Origin of the sequence: Paenibacillus sp. cl141a, assembly GCF_900109305.1 — a bacterium.
Classification (GTDB): domain Bacteria; phylum Bacillota; class Bacilli; order Paenibacillales; family Paenibacillaceae; genus Paenibacillus_AQ; species Paenibacillus_AQ lautus_A.
Genome location: NZ_FNZO01000004.1, coordinates 546,248 through 562,012, shown reverse-complemented (window position 1 = coordinate 562,012; position 15,765 = coordinate 546,248). Strand labels below are relative to the sequence as shown.

Annotated in this window: 15 protein-coding genes; all 15 read left to right on the top strand. The window is 49.7% G+C overall.

What is annotated here, in order from left to right:
- Nucleotides 1-9 precede the first annotated feature (9 nt).
- Nucleotides 10-918, top strand: a complete 909-nt coding sequence (gene rapZ, locus BMX45_RS15110; RefSeq protein ID WP_009593644.1) for an RNase adapter RapZ — start codon at nt 10-12, stop codon at nt 916-918.
- A gap of 57 nt (nt 919-975) precedes the next feature.
- A complete protein-coding gene (gene yvcK / locus BMX45_RS15105) occupies nt 976-1,917 on the top strand; it encodes a gluconeogenesis factor YvcK family protein (RefSeq protein WP_175320789.1) in 942 nt (313 codons plus the stop codon).
- Between the two features lie 5 nt (nt 1,918-1,922).
- Nucleotides 1,923-2,852 carry a DNA-binding protein WhiA gene (gene whiA / locus BMX45_RS15100; protein ID WP_009593666.1) on the top strand — a complete coding sequence of 310 codons (930 nt, stop codon included), beginning with the start codon at nt 1,923-1,925 and terminating at the stop codon, nt 2,850-2,852.
- Nucleotides 2,853-2,953: 101 nt separating this feature from the next.
- Nucleotides 2,954-3,223 (top strand): HPr family phosphocarrier protein, encoded by a 270-nt coding sequence (locus BMX45_RS15095; RefSeq protein WP_006207570.1) that lies wholly within the window; start codon nt 2,954-2,956, stop codon nt 3,221-3,223.
- A gap of 321 nt (nt 3,224-3,544) precedes the next feature.
- Entirely contained in the window at nt 3,545-5,341 is a 1,797-nt protein-coding gene (locus BMX45_RS15090) for an ABC transporter ATP-binding protein (protein ID WP_090910366.1), read from the top strand.
- 38 nt (nt 5,342-5,379) lie between these two features.
- On the top strand, nt 5,380-6,060 hold the full coding sequence (locus BMX45_RS15085) for a response regulator transcription factor (RefSeq protein WP_090910365.1): 681 nt from the start codon (nt 5,380-5,382) through the stop codon (nt 6,058-6,060).
- Nucleotides 6,060-7,139 carry a sensor histidine kinase gene (locus tag BMX45_RS15080; protein ID WP_090910364.1) on the top strand — a complete coding sequence of 360 codons (1,080 nt, stop codon included), beginning with the start codon at nt 6,060-6,062 and terminating at the stop codon, nt 7,137-7,139. Before BMX45_RS15085 ends, BMX45_RS15080 begins: the two co-directional genes overlap by 1 nt.
- A gap of 642 nt (nt 7,140-7,781) precedes the next feature.
- Nucleotides 7,782-8,585 (top strand): hypothetical protein, encoded by an 804-nt coding sequence (locus BMX45_RS15075; protein WP_139212453.1) that lies wholly within the window; start codon nt 7,782-7,784, stop codon nt 8,583-8,585.
- 193 nt (nt 8,586-8,778) lie between these two features.
- The gene (locus tag BMX45_RS15070) at nt 8,779-9,540 is read left to right on the top strand and encodes an SIMPL domain-containing protein (RefSeq protein WP_090910362.1); all 762 of its coding nucleotides are present in this window, start codon (nt 8,779-8,781) and stop codon (nt 9,538-9,540) included.
- Nucleotides 9,541-9,948: 408 nt separating this feature from the next.
- Nucleotides 9,949-10,920 carry an ABC transporter ATP-binding protein gene (locus BMX45_RS15065; RefSeq protein WP_090910361.1) on the top strand — a complete coding sequence of 324 codons (972 nt, stop codon included), beginning with the start codon at nt 9,949-9,951 and terminating at the stop codon, nt 10,918-10,920.
- Nucleotides 10,917-11,765, top strand: coding sequence for an ABC transporter permease (locus BMX45_RS15060; protein ID WP_036664936.1), 849 nt, complete (start codon nt 10,917-10,919; stop codon nt 11,763-11,765). The genes BMX45_RS15065 and BMX45_RS15060 overlap by 4 nt, the downstream gene beginning before the upstream one ends.
- Before the next feature lie 45 nt (nt 11,766-11,810).
- The gene (locus BMX45_RS15055) at nt 11,811-12,572 is read left to right on the top strand and encodes an ABC transporter permease (protein ID WP_175495118.1); all 762 of its coding nucleotides are present in this window, start codon (nt 11,811-11,813) and stop codon (nt 12,570-12,572) included.
- Nucleotides 12,573-12,637: 65 nt separating this feature from the next.
- Entirely contained in the window at nt 12,638-13,690 is a 1,053-nt protein-coding gene (locus BMX45_RS15050; RefSeq protein WP_090910359.1) for an ABC transporter substrate-binding protein, read from the top strand.
- A gap of 232 nt (nt 13,691-13,922) precedes the next feature.
- Entirely contained in the window at nt 13,923-14,186 is a 264-nt protein-coding gene (locus BMX45_RS15045) for a hypothetical protein (RefSeq protein WP_254778084.1), read from the top strand.
- Between the two features lie 129 nt (nt 14,187-14,315).
- Nucleotides 14,316-15,389 (top strand): PdaC/SigV domain-containing protein, encoded by a 1,074-nt coding sequence (locus BMX45_RS15040; protein WP_090910358.1) that lies wholly within the window; start codon nt 14,316-14,318, stop codon nt 15,387-15,389.
- Nucleotides 15,390-15,765 lie beyond the last annotated feature (376 nt).

Sequence of the window (15,765 nt, the reverse complement as noted above, 5' to 3'; positions counted from 1 at the left end):
GGAAAGCTGATGCTGGAAGCAGCCGACCGCGGCAGCAACACATCATCCATGGCCACCCTGATCATCATCACCGGGATGTCGGGAGCAGGTAAGACCTTGGCCGTACAAAGTCTGGAGGATCTTGGATTCTTTTGCGTCGATAACCTGCCCCCGGTGCTCATTCCGAAATTCGCGGAGCTGATCGATCAATCGAAGGGTAAGATCGGCAAGGTTGCATTGGTCATCGACCTGCGTGGCCGCGAATTTTTCACCGCTTTATCGGAGTCGCTGAATTACATCAAGGACCACTTCACCATCCACTGCGAGATTCTGTTCCTGGATGCCACGGACTCCGTGCTTGTTCAGCGTTACAAGGAAAGCCGTCGCCGCCATCCACTCGCTCCGGAAGGCATGCCGCTCGACGGTATCCGATTAGAGCGCAAAATGCTGGATGAACTGAAAAATTCGGCCACCCAGGTCATCGATACCAGCAACATGAAGCCTGTGCGGTTGAAGGAGAAGATCATCTCTCGCTTCACGCATTTGGAGAGCAGCACGTTATCGGTCAACATTACGTCTTTTGGATTCAAGTACGGCATTCCGATTGACGCCGACCTGGTGTTTGATGTGCGTTTTCTGCCCAATCCGCATTATGTGGAGCATCTGCGGCCCAATACCGGCCAAAATAGCGATGTATACGAATACGTCATGAAATGGCCGGAGACGCAAGCTTTTCTGACCAAACTGCTCGATATGCTGCATTTCTTGATCCCGCAGTACCGCAAGGAAGGCAAGAGTCAGGTGATCATCGGCATTGGCTGTACCGGCGGGAAGCACCGTTCCGTAGCGATTGCCGAGTATCTCGGCAAAATGCTGGGCGTCAGCGAAACGGAGACGGTATCGGTGAGCCACCGCGATTCTGAGCGGGATCGGCATTAATTAAGGGAAGTGATAAATGTGGCTGTGCAAGCTAGAAAGCGCCCCCGCATCGTCGTGATGGGTGGAGGAACCGGGCTGTCCGTCATGCTGCGGGGACTCAAAGAAAAGCCGCTCGATATTACGGCCATCGTCACCGTTGCGGATGACGGGGGTAGCTCCGGCATACTGCGTAGCGAGTTGCAGATGCCGCCTCCGGGAGATATTCGTAATGTACTGACAGCACTCGCGGATGTGGAGCCGCTGTTATCCGATATATTGAAATACCGTTTCAAGAATGGCTCGGGACTGGCCGGGCACAGCCTCGGCAATTTGATCCTGGCTGCCATGACGGATTTGCACGGTGATTTTGTCACGGCAGTCAAGGAGATGAGCCGGGTTTTTGTTGTTCGCGGACAGGTGCTGCCCGCAGCGGGCGAAGCTGTCATTCTGCATGCGGAGATGGAGGACGGTACGATTGTGACCGGCGAGTCCAAAATCCCGGAGGCCGGGCGCCGCATCAAGCGGATCTTCCTGGAGCCGGAACATGTGGAACCGCTGCCGGAAGCGCTGGAAGCGATTCAACAGGCCGATGCGATTCTGATCGGTCCGGGCAGCCTATACACCAGTATTTTGCCCAATTTGCTGGTTCCCAAGCTTGCCGAAGCCATTGTCTCGTCCGAAGCGATCAAAATGTTTGTGTGCAACGTGATGACGCAGCCGGGAGAAACCGATAATTATACGGTGAGCGATCATTTGCAGGCCGTTTACGACCATATTGGTCTTCATCTGTTCGATTATGTTATTGTTAATGATGGTGAGATTCCGCCTCAGGTTCAGGACAAGTATGCACAGAAGGGCGCGAAGCCCGTGCTGCTGGACCGCGATGAGGTGACCAGCCGAGGATATAAACTTATTGCCGATAAGCTTGTGCTATTTAGAACATACTTAAGGCATGACGCTGACAAGCTGAGCAATCATATTTTTCAGCTGGTACAGGATTGGATTACACGAAAGGGGTGAGTACCTTGTCCTTTGCGGCACAGACGAAGAAAGAACTGACGATGATCGAAAGCCAGAGCTGCTGTGAAAAAGCCGAGCTGTCCGCGCTCATTCGGATGAACGGCTCTGTTCAGCTTTCGAACAAAAAGGTAATCCTGGATATTTCGACGGAAAATGCCGCGATTGCAAGACGTATTTATTCCTTAATTAAGAAGCATTTCCAGGCGCATACCGAACTTTTGGTGCGTAAAAAAATGCGTTTGAAGAAGAATAACGTATATATCGTTCGTATTCCCGCCCAGGTTCAGGAGATTCTGAAAGAGCTTCGCATCGTCTCCGAAGGCTTTCTGTTTCAATCGCGCATCGACGAACAGATCGTTCGCAAAAATTGCTGTAAGCGGGCTTATCTGCGAGGTGCCTTCATGGCAGGCGGATCCGTGAACAACCCGGAGGGGTCTTCGTACCATCTGGAAATTGCCTCGATGTATGAGGAGCATTGCCAGTCCCTGGTGGACCTGGCGAATGAATTTCATCTGAACGCACGCTGCATCGAGCGGAAGAAGGGCTTCATCTTCTACATCAAGGAAGGCGAAAAAATCATCGAATTCCTCAATTTGATCGGTGCCCATCAGGCCTTGTTCAAGTTCGAGGATGTCCGGATTATGCGGGACATGCGCAATTCGGTGAACCGGATCGTAAACTGCGAGACCGCCAACCTGAACAAAACGATCGGTGCGGCCGTCCGTCAGATTGAGAACATCAAGCTGCTCCAAAAGGAAGTAGGTCTTGAGAATTTGCCCGATAAACTGCGGGAAGTGGCAGAGATTCGGCTGGCTCATCCGGATATGAACCTGAAGGAAGTCGGCGAATTGCTCAAAGGAACCGTCAGCAAATCAGGGGTCAATCACCGTCTGCGCAAAATCGATGAATTGGCTGAAAAGATTCGGAATGCTTAAGATTTTTTCTTCTAGTGTCCTGTATGGTAAAATGGTATAATATTATAAAATGTCAATCGCGCTTTCAATGCAGCAGATTTATTAGATAGGGGGTAATTTTCATGACAAAGCACCCGGTAGTCGTTCGGTTAAAGACGGGTCTTCACGCCAGACCGGCCGCGCTGTTCGTTCAGGAAGCGAATAAATACTCATCTGAAATTTTTGTTGAAAAAGATGATAAAAAAGTAAATGCCAAAAGTATCATGGGAATTATGAGCCTTGCGATCAGCTCAGGAACGGAAGTTTACATTAGTGCTGAGGGAGCTGACGCTGAGCAAGCGGTTACTTCACTCGTGAACTTGGTGAGCAAAGAGGAACTCGAGAACCAATAGGGTAACCGTGATTCAAGTTTAAGAAAAGTCTTGTTACAGCAAGGCTTTTTTTGCTATCAGGCGCTGCTCTTGGATTCTCGCTTGTTTGCCCGCGTACATAAGAATAGATGGAAGAGAAGGGCGGAGACATCCGTCCTTTTTTAAAACCGTTTTTGGGGTCGCCTCCAAGCATTGGGAATAAGCAACGAAGCATAAACTCCACTTGGTGGAGTTATTTGCGTTGTTTCCCGAATCGTAAACCCTCGTTTAACTTCAGTTTAACTTGCTGATATATTCTCTTCTTACAAACAATATAAAGGGATGGGAAGGGAAGGGAATACAATGAGTTCAACGGGTGCTGCTGTACAGGAAATCACGCGCGAAGAACAGGCCGGGAGCAAGAAAGCAGGTTCCCAGGCGTTCTTCCGGTTATTGAAGGAAACGAAACCGCCGATGCTGCTGCTGATCGTGGCGATCCTGCTGAATGTGATCTCAACCTTGGTCGGACTTGTCATACCGATGTTTACGAAGAGCCTGGTGGATGGCTTCTCGCTGACGGATATGAATCGGTCCCATATCATCGGGCTTGGCATCGCGTTTGTGGTGCAGACGATTGCTGCCGGGATCTCCATTTTTCTGTTAAGCTTTACGGGACAAAAAATGGTGGCAGCCCTGAGGGAACGACTGTGGAAAAAGCTGCTTGTGCTTCCGATCCGCTATTTCGATCATAACCGTTCGGGGGAATCGGTCAGCCGGATGACGAATGATACAGGAGTCATCAAAAGCCTCATATCAGACCATGTGGCCGGATTCTTCAGCGGGATCATCTCCATTGTGGGTTCCATTGGGGTGCTCCTTTATCTAAACTGGAAAATGACGCTGACGATGTTTATCGTCATTCCGATAGCGGCATTGATCCTGGTCCCGCTCGGCAGGAAGATGTATAAAATATCGCTGGGCATGCAGGACGAGACGGCGTCGTTTACGGCGAATATCAGCCAGGTGCTGTCGGAGATTCGGCTGGTTAAAGCCTCTAATGCGGAGAATAGAGAGTATGAGAACGGGAACAAAGGCATCACCAACCTGCTGAATTTCGGTATCAAGGAAGGCGTAGTTTCTGCCTGGATCGCACCGCTGATGTCTTTTGTGCTGATGATGCTGCTGGTGGTGGTGATCGGGTATGGCGGACTGCAGGTATCCACCGGAGCACTGACTGCGGGAGAGCTGGTTGCGTTCATCCTGTACCTGATTCAGATCGTCATGCCGATGACGCAGTTAACGACGTTTTTTACCCAGCTGCAGAAGGCAAAGGGAGCGACGGAGCGCATATTGGAAACCCTGGATGCAGACGAAGAATCCATTACGGCCGGAGACGAGGTGGCGGATGCCAACCAGCGGGTGTCGATCGAGAACCTTTCGTTCGGGTATAAGCCCGATGAGCTTGTGCTGCATGATATCAGCTTTCAGATGGAGCCGGGCACGGTTACGGCAGTAGTCGGGCCGAGCGGCGGAGGGAAAACGACGCTGTTCTCCATGCTGGAGCGCTTCTACCTGCCCCAGAAGGGACAGATCCGCCTGGGTAAGACGCCCATAGATACTTTTTCCTTACGTTCCTGGCGCGGATTGATCGGCTATGTATCGCAGGAAAGTCCGATGATTGCCGGAACCATACGCAATAACTTATGTTACGGAATGGACCGGGAAGTGAGTGACGCTGAGCTTCGAAGAGCGGCAGAAATGGCGTATGCCGATGGATTTATTGATGAGCTGCCAAGCGGCTTTGATACGGATGTGGGCGAACGTGGCGTGAAGCTCTCGGGCGGACAGCGGCAGCGGATTGCCATCGCCAGGGCTCTGCTGCGGGATCCCAAGATCCTGATGCTGGACGAAGCCACCTCCAGTCTCGACAGCCGTTCCGAGATCGAGGTGCAGAAGGCGCTCAAGAACCTCATGGCTGGACGGACGACGATTATTATCGCGCACCGGTTATCCACGGTGGTGGGGGCCGATCAGATCATATTTATAGAAAAAGGAACGGTGACGGGCCGGGGAACGCATGATGAATTGATCGGGCAGCATGATATGTACAGGGAGTTTGCCGTTCAGCAGCTGCAGATGAATGAGGCAATCGAGGCTTAAAGGCAGCTTGTAGAGCCGTAGAAGGAAGGGGGGCCATCATGGCAAAAATATTGGTTGTGGACGATGATCCGAACATCCGCGAACTCATCAAGGTGTTCCTGGAGGAGGCGGGGATGGAAGAGGTGATGGAGGCTTCGGATGGCGTCGAGGCCCTGTCCGTGATGGAGCAAGCTTCGGTCGATCTGGTCGTGATGGATATCATGATGCCCAATATGGACGGATGGGAGCTCTGCCGGGAGATTCGGAGGAATACCGGCATTCCGGTGTTGATGCTGACGGCAAAAGGGGAGACGAGACAGATCGTGAAGGGTTTTGAGCTGGGCACGGACGATTATCTCGTGAAGCCTTTTGAGCCCGCGGAGCTTGTCGTACGCGTCAAAGCGCTGCTGAAGCGATATCAGGTAGCCGCATCGCAGACGGTCACGATCGGGAACCTGCAGATGAACCGAAAAACCTATGAGGCCAAAGCCGGCGATGAGGTTTTTACCTTGCCGTTAAAGGAGTTTGAGCTGCTCTTCAAGCTTGCCAGTTATCCGGGGAGCACGCTGACGCGCGACCGGCTGATCGAGGATATATGGGGGTATGACTTTGAAGGGAACGAACGCACGCTGGACGTTCATGTGAATCGCCTGCGGGAACGGTTCCCGGAGGAGAAGTACCGGTTCAGGATTCGAACGGTACGCGGTCTGGGGTATCGCCTGGAGGCAGGTGAGAGCTGATGAATAGACCGCTCAAAATCTTGTGGAAAATCGTTCGGGAAACGCTTCAGACCATCCTGATCTTCGCGGTCTTGGGGGCGTCATGGACGGCGGCGACCTACGCAACGCGGTTTGTTTACAACTGGACGGGAACGCCGCCATGGGATTATGCCGTCCAGCTGATCGACTTGTTTGTCGGCGTCATGATCTTCTTCCTGTTCATGCTGGTCGTGGGCATGTTCTTCAAGCACCGGCAAATGGCCATGCTGAATTCCATTACGGATGCCATGCGCCGGATCTCCCAGGGGGACTTCAGTGTGAAGATGGATGAGCAACAATGGCGCGGGGAGTTCAGGATGATTGCCTCCGGCATTAACGACATGGCCGGCGAGCTGGGGCGCATGGAGACGATGCGGCAGGATTTCATCTCCAACGTGTCCCATGAAATCCAATCCCCGCTTACTTCGATTCGGGGATTTGCAAGGGCGCTCCGAAATCCGCGTCTCACCGAGGAGAAGAGAGCCCATTACCTGGAGATCATCGAGGGAGAGGGCCGCCGCTTGTCGCAGCTGAGTGACAATCTGTTGAAGCTGTCGTCTTTGGAAGGAGAGCAGCCCGCCTTCGAAAGGGCCCGTTACCGACTCGACGGGCAGCTGCGCGCAGTCGTATTGGCGCATGAGCCGCAGTGGCTGGCGAAGCGGATTCAGGTGGATCTGGATCTCGCCGAGGTCGAGATTGAGGCGACGGAGGATCTGCTGAGTCAAGTGTGGACCAACTTGCTGCACAACAGCATCAAGTTCACGCCCGAAGACGGCATGATCACCATTGTGCTGAAAGCAGGTGAAGGAGGAGCCGAGGTTACCATGACCGATACGGGTGTCGGGATGTCGGACTCGGATCAGCTGCATATCTTCGAGCGCTTCTACAAAGCAGACAAATCGCGTAATCGCGCGGCTGGCGGCAGCGGGCTTGGGTTGTCGATCGTGAAGCGGATCGTGGATATCCACCAAGGGAGAATAACGGTCCAATCGGAGCCGGGGAAGGGATCGGCATTTACCGTGGTGGTGCCATACAAGAGTTCCGGCGATACGAAGCAGTGATCGTAGATAAGTTGGAATAAAGAGGATTTTTGGGTTTCGATTCTTTCAAGAATTGGAAGGGTTTGATAGGGAGTGTTCTGTGCACTTCATAATTAATCCTAAGAAATGAAATACGGAAATAGTTCCGAAAGCTCAAATAACGAAAAAAACTTTGCAGCCCTTCCCTTCCATTTGGAAGTCCGGAGGGCATTATTCATGTTTCGTGGCAATTTCTCTTGCTCCGTTAGCCAGATATCAAATGAAGCGAATCCTCTTGCCTGGATGATACTTTTTGTCTAGGTAATTCTACAAGTTGCGAACAAAGTTGACCTAGTAAATGAATGGGGGTTCAAGTAGTGGACTACTATTGTTAAGAACTAAATGTAGTATTAGTAATTACCAATTATAATCTCGGGATTCGCGAATTATATAGAAATTAATGCTTGATTGCTAACTTGTACTTTTTTACATAGTGAAATGCGGTGTAACAGTTAAGGTTTCATAATAGAATAGAATTAAACTAAGGGTCTACGTTGTTTTCTTTGACTTTATTATTTGCATAAAATATTCTAAAAAAACAATATAAGTATTGACTTTGAAATGTATAAATGGTAACTTTTAGGAGGGTTTAAAATATATTTAATGGTAATGGAGGTAGATTTAATGAACGGAATAAAGAGCAAGATGTTGTGCTTGTCGCTGGTCTGTATATTGATCATATCCTCTTTAACAGAGATGGTGAGCGCAGCGGAGAATAATGGTAACAACTCACTATTAGATGTTGAAGTACCAGATGGTTATCAAGTTATAAAACAATATAATACTGAAGACAAAAGTTCAATAGTTGACAGTCCAATCGATGTTACTTCACTAATTCAGGGAGACAATACTCTATTGCAAAATGGAGTCACTGGTAATGCTTATGGAGATGGGAAGGTTACCGAGAATGAGACATTTCTTTATAGAGAGTTGCAAAATCCAGAAACAGGGGAGGTTATGCAACAATATGTTTCGGACGTTACCATTGAACCATTAGCTGTTTATGATTACGGCGGTTCTAAGCTTGATCCTGCAGGCAGAGTTAAGCTTACTATACGGCTTCATTATCACACTACTACAAAAGATGGAATGACCTTTATTGGACTGGATAAAATTTACTATCGATATGACATAATTGAAAATCCAAATGGCAGGGTTTCGGTTCATTCTATTAATGGAACAGTCTTGCAATGGGGTCCTGGAATTAATGGTTACGCTCAAACTCAGGAACAAAGAGAAGTCGCCATAGGCTACACTCCTGGTGAGACTAATTTAATTAATTTAAAGGATAAGGGTTGGGTAGATGTTCTCGAAGGGGGGCTCAATACACAGCTGGGGCTTAAACTTAATGCAACGATAAATAGAGGAGATGGAACGGGATATAATTTCTCCTGGCAATTACTTATAACTGGAAAAGTAATACCTTAATGGTTCAATATTAAATATTTGTTAATCAAAAGTGTATTTAGTTACTAGGCAGCCTTAGTCCTTAACTGGACTAAGGCTGTTTACTTGTTATATAAATTAATTGAATTTCGGATGCAACATTTACCAATGCCCTCACGTTAGAAGGGTAAGGCAAGCATGGCAGCGATGCCAATATCGAAGGAGGCTGACAAAGATGAAAAGATGGGTCAAACAAGTAGGTTCCATCATGATTGCAGGCGCACTGCTGACTGGCAGCACGGCTTGGGTCGGGTTGAGCGGAGCAACCGAGGTGCACGCGGCGGAGGCAGCACAGCAAAATCTTCTGACCGTACTTGGTAAAGGCGAGATCTCAGTGAAGCCAGATATCGTTTATCTTTCCATCGGGGCTGAATCATATGCGGAAACCGCAAAATCTGCGCAGAAGAGCAATGCGCAGAAAATGGATAAGATTACGAAGCTGTTGAAAGAAACCTGGAAGATCGACGACAAGGATATCAAAACCGAGCAGTTCTATGTACAGCCTAACTATACGTACTCCGATGAGAATGGACGTAAAGTGAAAAATTACTCTGCCTATCATTCCCTGGAAGTTACGCTTCGTGACCTGAGCAAAGTCGGGGATCTGCTGGATGCAGCATCCGAAGCCGGCGCCAATTCCATTGGCAACGCCCGTTTCTCGGTAGAGAACCGCGATGCGTTCGAGGCTCAAGTGATTGATAAGGCGATGGCGAATGCAGACCTGAAGGCACAAGCGATGGCGAAGGCGTCCAAGCGTCAGCTGGGTATCGTGCTGAACATTGTGGAAGGCTCCGTTGGCGTAGATACCATCTATGGCCTCCAAAAAATGGCGATGGAGGCTCAGTCTACGGCAGCGGACGCGGGCGCAAACACCTCCGTGAAGCCGGGCGAGATCAAAATCACGACACAGCTGTACGTGCAATACCAGCTGAAATAGTTCGCTGTAATCGACGCAGCATGCGAAAAAACCGTTCATTCCGGTCTTTATCGGGCGAACGGTTTTTTCGCATGTCATTTAAAAAAATGAAATACCATTTTCCGGTGCCATATCCGGCCCTTCCCCTGTCGAAATACACAGAAAAGTGTTGTGTATAGAGGGAAAACGAGGTATAGTGAATATGCGAAAAACTGAACTTTGATCTAACGTTTAAAGCCATACCCATGGATATGGCTTTTTTTTCTTAGTAGAGACTTCTAACCGCATCCACCCTTAAGAAACGGATTCTGCCAACCTGAGCACAACAGGCAGTAGGACCGTTTCTTCTTAGTGGAGAACGTTTTTGTGCATACTGGTAATAGGATGTACACATGGAAACGAACAGGTCACATTTTGAAGAAGGGGTTGATGCATGTGATTGAACTTGTCCAGATCGAGAAGCATTTTCAGGGACAAGCGGTCGTGCATCCGCTGTCGCTCTCCATTAAAGAAGGGGAATTCCTGACTTTGCTGGGCCCCAGCGGCTGCGGCAAAACGACGATTCTCCGGATGATAGCAGGATTCGAGCAGCCGACCGAAGGACAGGTATGGCTGGCGGGTCAGAATGTGACGGAAATGCCTGCGAACAAGCGGGATTTGAATTTGGTATTCCAACACTATGCTCTGTTTCCGCATATGACCGTAGAAGACAATATCGCGTTTGGATTGAAAATGAAAAAAATGCCGCGCCAGCTCATCAAGGAGCGCGTGGACGAGGCTGTTGCGATGACGCAGCTGACCGCCTTGCGGGAACGCTTCCCGCACCAGTTGTCCGGCGGACAGCAGCAGCGCGTGGCCATCGCCCGCGCCATCGCCAACAAGCCGAAGGTGCTGCTGCTGGATGAACCGCTCGGCGCGCTGGATTTGCAACTGCGGAAGAACCTGCAGTCCGAGCTCAAGCATTTGCAGCGGACGCTCGGCATAACGTTTGTATACGTAACGCACGACCAAGAGGAGGCCATGATGCTGTCCGACCGGATCGTCATCATGAACCATGGACGGGTGGAGCAAATCGGCACTCCTCGCGAGATCTATGCGAGACCGCAAACGCTGTTTGCCGCCACGTTTGTAGGGGAGAATAACGTCTTCTCCTCGCCTGAGGGGCTTTTTGCCGTACGACCGGAGAAACTCATTCCCCAGCGGGAATCGGGTGCCAAGAAGAGCGGCGTGATTGAGGATGTGCAGTACCTCGGCAGCGTTCATAAGCTTCTGGTCCAATTGGACGATGAGCCGATGAAGGTCACGATTGCCCTCGATATCTCGGATGACCATCCGTGGGAGGTTGGCGAACGGGTTGGGGTGAACTGGAACGCCAAGGATGAGGTGAACATCGGGCCATGAGGAAATCAAGGTTCCTGTTGACTCCGGTGCTGCTGTGGTTATCCCTGTTCCTGATCGTTCCGATGCTGATCGTGGTCGGCATTTCCTTTCTCTCGCGGGATTCGCTCGGGAATGTCGTGTTTTCCTTCAGTCTGGAAGGATACAAGACTTTTTTTGATCCATTATATTTGGGCATCTACTGGGATACCTTGGTACTGTCGCTGCTGACTACGGTGATCTGCTTGTTAGTCAGCTATCCTTTGGCCTATTATATAGCCAACGCTTCCCCGCGTATCCAAACCTGGGGATTGATTCTGATCACGGTTCCGTTCTGGATCAACTTTTTGATCCGAACCTATGCATGGGTTCTGCTGCTCCGGACGCAAGGCGTGGTAAACAGCTTGCTGATGTGGGTTGGATGGATCGACGAGCCGATTCAAATGCTGTATACGTACGGAGCCGTACTGCTTGGGATGGTGTATAACTTCATTCCGTTCATGGTGCTGCCGATTTACGTGGCCTTGGAGCAGATGGACAAACGTCTGCTGGATGCGGCCAGCGATCTTGGCGCTTCTAGATGGAAGGCATTTCGGCATATTACCTTGCCTCAGAGCAAGTCCGGCATCATGACGGGTGCGGTTCTGGTCTACGTATCGACTTCTGGGATGTTTGTCGTCACGGATATTTTGGGCGGCGCCAAGTCCTCCATGATCAGCAATATCATTCAGCAGCAGTTCCTGGGTGCGCGCAACTGGCCCTTTGGAGCGGCGTTATCGGTCATTTTTGTGATTACGTCCCTGGTGCTGATCCTGCTCTTTAACCGGGCGATGCAAGCCCGCCATCAACGCGTAGGGGAGGGGAGATAAGTGAAAAAGAAGAATCACCCGCTGCTCGGGATTCACTCTTTCCTTATGATGGCTTTCATCTATGTACCCATCGTCATGATTATCATCTATTCCTTTAACGATACGCGGCTTAGCGGCAATTGGGAAGGCTTTACGATGGATTGGTATGTGTCGCTATTCCAGAATCGGCACGTGATGGAAGCGCTGATGAACAGTTTGACGGTGGCCGTCATCTCGACGATCGTTTCGACCTTGCTCGGGACCGCAGCGGCGCTCTCGCTCCGGAATATGGGCCGTAAGGGCCGTAGCGGCATGAATGGCCTCCTGTATCTGCCGGTCATCATTCCGGATATTATTATGGGGCTGTCGCTGCTGGTGCTGTTCAGTCAACTGAACATGCCGCTTGGCAAGACAACGGTGATCATCGCCCATATTACGTTTAGCCTGTCGTATGTCTATGTCGTGGTAACCGCCCGACTGTCGGGGATGGGCAAACAGTTGGATGAGGCTGCCCAGGATTTGGGCGCCACGCCTTGGCAAACGTTCCGGCACGTCACGCTGCCGCAGATTGCACCGGGCATTATCTCCGGCGCATTGATTGCTTTCACGCTGTCGCTGGACGATTTTATGGTCAGCTTTTTCGTCGCCGGCCCAAGCTCAACAACATTGCCGATCTATATATACGCTCAGGTGAAGCGCGGCATCTCGCCAGAGATCAACGCGCTGTGCACGCTGCTCATCCTAGTCAGCATCACGCTGATCCTGTTAGCCCAATATATTCTTAACCGCGGCAATGGGCAGAAGAAACACAAAACATTACCGATCTAAGCGATAGAAACGCTTTTTTCGAAATAAAATGAAAACATGCAAGTGGAAAGAGAGGAGATATTGAATTGAAAAAATCAAGATGGACCCGCCTGCTGACGGCAGGCATGGTTGCGGTATTGTCTGTAGGACTGCTGGCCGGTTGCGGCTCGGATAAGGAGACGCTTCATATTTACAGCTGGGCGGATAACTTCGATCCCGAGGTGCTGAAGGACTTTGAGGAGAAGTTCGACGTGAAGGTGACCTACGACAACTACGCTAACAATGAAGACCTGCTGGCTAAGATCAAGGCTGGCGGCAGCGGTTACGACCTCATTCAGCCGTCCGATTATATGGTCAAAACGATGATCGAATCGGAGCTGCTTGAGCCGCTTGACATGAATAATATTCCGAACTTCGTCAATATTACGGATACGTTCAAAGATCCGTCTTATGACCCGGGCAATAAATATTCAATCGTTTACACGTCCGGCGTAACGGGAATTGCATATAACAAGAAGTATGTGAAGGACGAAATCAACAGCTGGGAAAACCTTTGGAATCCGGAATACAAGGGCAAAGTCCTGCTTCTGGACGACAACCGGGAAATGATCGGCATGGCGCTGAAAAAGCAAGGGAAATCCAACAGCAGCACGGATGAGGCGGAAATCACGGCTGCATCCGATGAGCTGAAGACACTGCTGCCGAATGTCCTTGCGTTTGATACGGACAATATTAAGCAGAAGATGATTCAGGAGGAAGGCTGGATTGCCACGGTTTGGTCCGGAGACGCGGCGTTCATCGCGGCGGAGAATCCGGATGTGGCGTACGTGGTGCCTGAAGAAGGAGCGACCATATTCTCGGACAACTACGCGATTCCTAAAGGTGCGAAGAATAAGGAATTGGCCGAGAAATTCATCAACTTCATGATGGAGCCTGAAGTCAGCGCCAAAAACTATGAATTTATCGGATACAGCAATCCGAACACGAAAGCGATGGAATTCCATAGCGAGGAATACCGCGCCAATACGATGATCAACCTGACGGAAGAGGAACTGGGCCGTACCGAGTGGCTCGATAACGTCGGTGACTCGCTCTCCGTCTACGATCGTTTATGGACCGAATTGAAGAGCGGTCGTTAGTATAAGCTTCGGTTCTTCATATTATTGTAATAAGGAAGCCTGTCCCCTAAGGGGATGGGCTCTTTTTTTTGCAGAGTAGAATGAGACATTAGTCCCAAAATGGGAAGAATTGGCCGATTTTCAGGAATTCCACTACAACTTCAGGATCCTTTTCGTTGTTATATATAAGGAGGTTGTACACCGTTTAGCCCCGTTTTTTATAAATGAGGTATCCCTGAAAGGAAGAAGCTGCTTGAGTGATCTGACGAGCATGGGGGTTATTGCTTTGATTGTTGCAGGGATCGCTGCTGTTATATTTCTGAATTTTTTCGGGAAAAGCGCGCTGCATCTGCTGCTGACGAGCATTCACAGTGCACTCGCTGGCATCGGTTTGATTCTTCTTGCTACGTTGTCCAAGGCGGTAAATTACTGCTGCTTGCGGGTTCAGGTGCTCTCTTGTTCGATGTGTTTCTTAGCGCAGCAGCGTTCGTTCGGAAAGAATCATGAGAATGTGTAGGTCCTATGGCATGGAGTCAAAATTGTCATTCAGTTTGTTACCAATACATTGAAAGCTTTCCTTATAATGATTAAGGGTAATAGATTAACAACTAACGGAAACTTAATTTAACAAAGGTGGAATTCTGATATGAATCCTAAATTTCGTGTATGTGCATCATTAATTGCAACTAGTGTCCTGCTTGGCAGTCTTGGTTTGAGCGGACAGGTCATCGATGCAAGCGCCGCTAAAGCACCCGTTTCCGCCAGCCAAAAGACGTCGAAGAATGAAGTTGTATTGAAATGGAACGGCAAAACCTTGTCACAAAAAGGTCTTGTGCTGCATGGGGTAACTTATGTGCCGGCGACCGCTTTGCGGGATGGTCTGGGGATGCCTCTTAAATATGATTCCAAAAACCGCATGTATACACTGGGTAACGGCTATAACAAGCTGAGCGCCGCCGTGTATGCTGCAAACGAAATCGGCATTCTGGTGAACGGTTCGTATGCCGGCGAGCCGGGCGGACAGATCATCAATGGACGTCTGTATCTGCCGTTCAAAACGATCAGCGAATACATGGGCGTTCAGGGACAATGGAATCCTTCCTTGAAAACACTGAGCATGACAAAGAAGAAGCTGAATGACATTAGCATTAAATCGGTTGCGCTCAAGAAGAATATTCAGGGCGTAGACGCTGTTGTGAATTATCCTGTAATCAGCGGACTCGATAATGCGGAGGTCCAAGCCGAAATCAACAAAGTGTTGAAAGAAAATGCGTCCGGCGTCATCACCGGTGCGGAAGGAAACGCCGAGGAATTCCCGCCGTCGGAATCCAGTTTCCCTTACGAATTCAGCGGTGACTTCGTGGTCCATTACAACCAGAACGACATCCTGAGCATTACGGCGTACGATTATTCGTACACCGGCGGTGCCCATGGCATGACTTTCCGTAAAAGCTTCACGTTCTCCTTGAAGGACGGCAAGCAAATGAAGCTGGGCGATTTCATCAACATGCAGGGCAAGAACAAGCAGAAGCTGAACAACCTTGTGCTGAGCAAGATGAAGAAAGAGGGAGGTTATCTCGGCGGTTTTGAGGGAGTGCCTGCCGATGCCGACTTCTACGTGAAGGATAACGCGGCGGTGCTGTACTTCCAGCTTTATGAGTACACCGCCTATGCCTATGGATTTCCTGAGTTTGAGTTGCAGCTGAAACAGTGGAAGTAAGAGTATATGATAAGCGGTTTGTGTAAACTGTAATCATTAAATTTCATACTATAGCTTGTCTAGAAACATGATGCTGTCCTGATGTAACACTGTGCTGGAACGAGTTACGAAAATCCCCTGATCAATTGAGTGTGGAGCATATACTCCTGCCCTATGATCAAGGGGATTTTTTGTGTATCTCAAGAGGCGTGCCCTTTTCCCCCTCCTCTCAAGTTAAGGCAGGCCTTTTAGGAGGGGGATGGCCTTACCGTCTTTATGTTTTATTGAAAAAATCGTACCGAAGTGAGAGTATCCTTGGAGGAGCAACGCGTTCGCCTTTGAAATCGGGAAACAACCTGTTTCAATTCATTCAAGTTTCCCGATTTCAACAGCGACC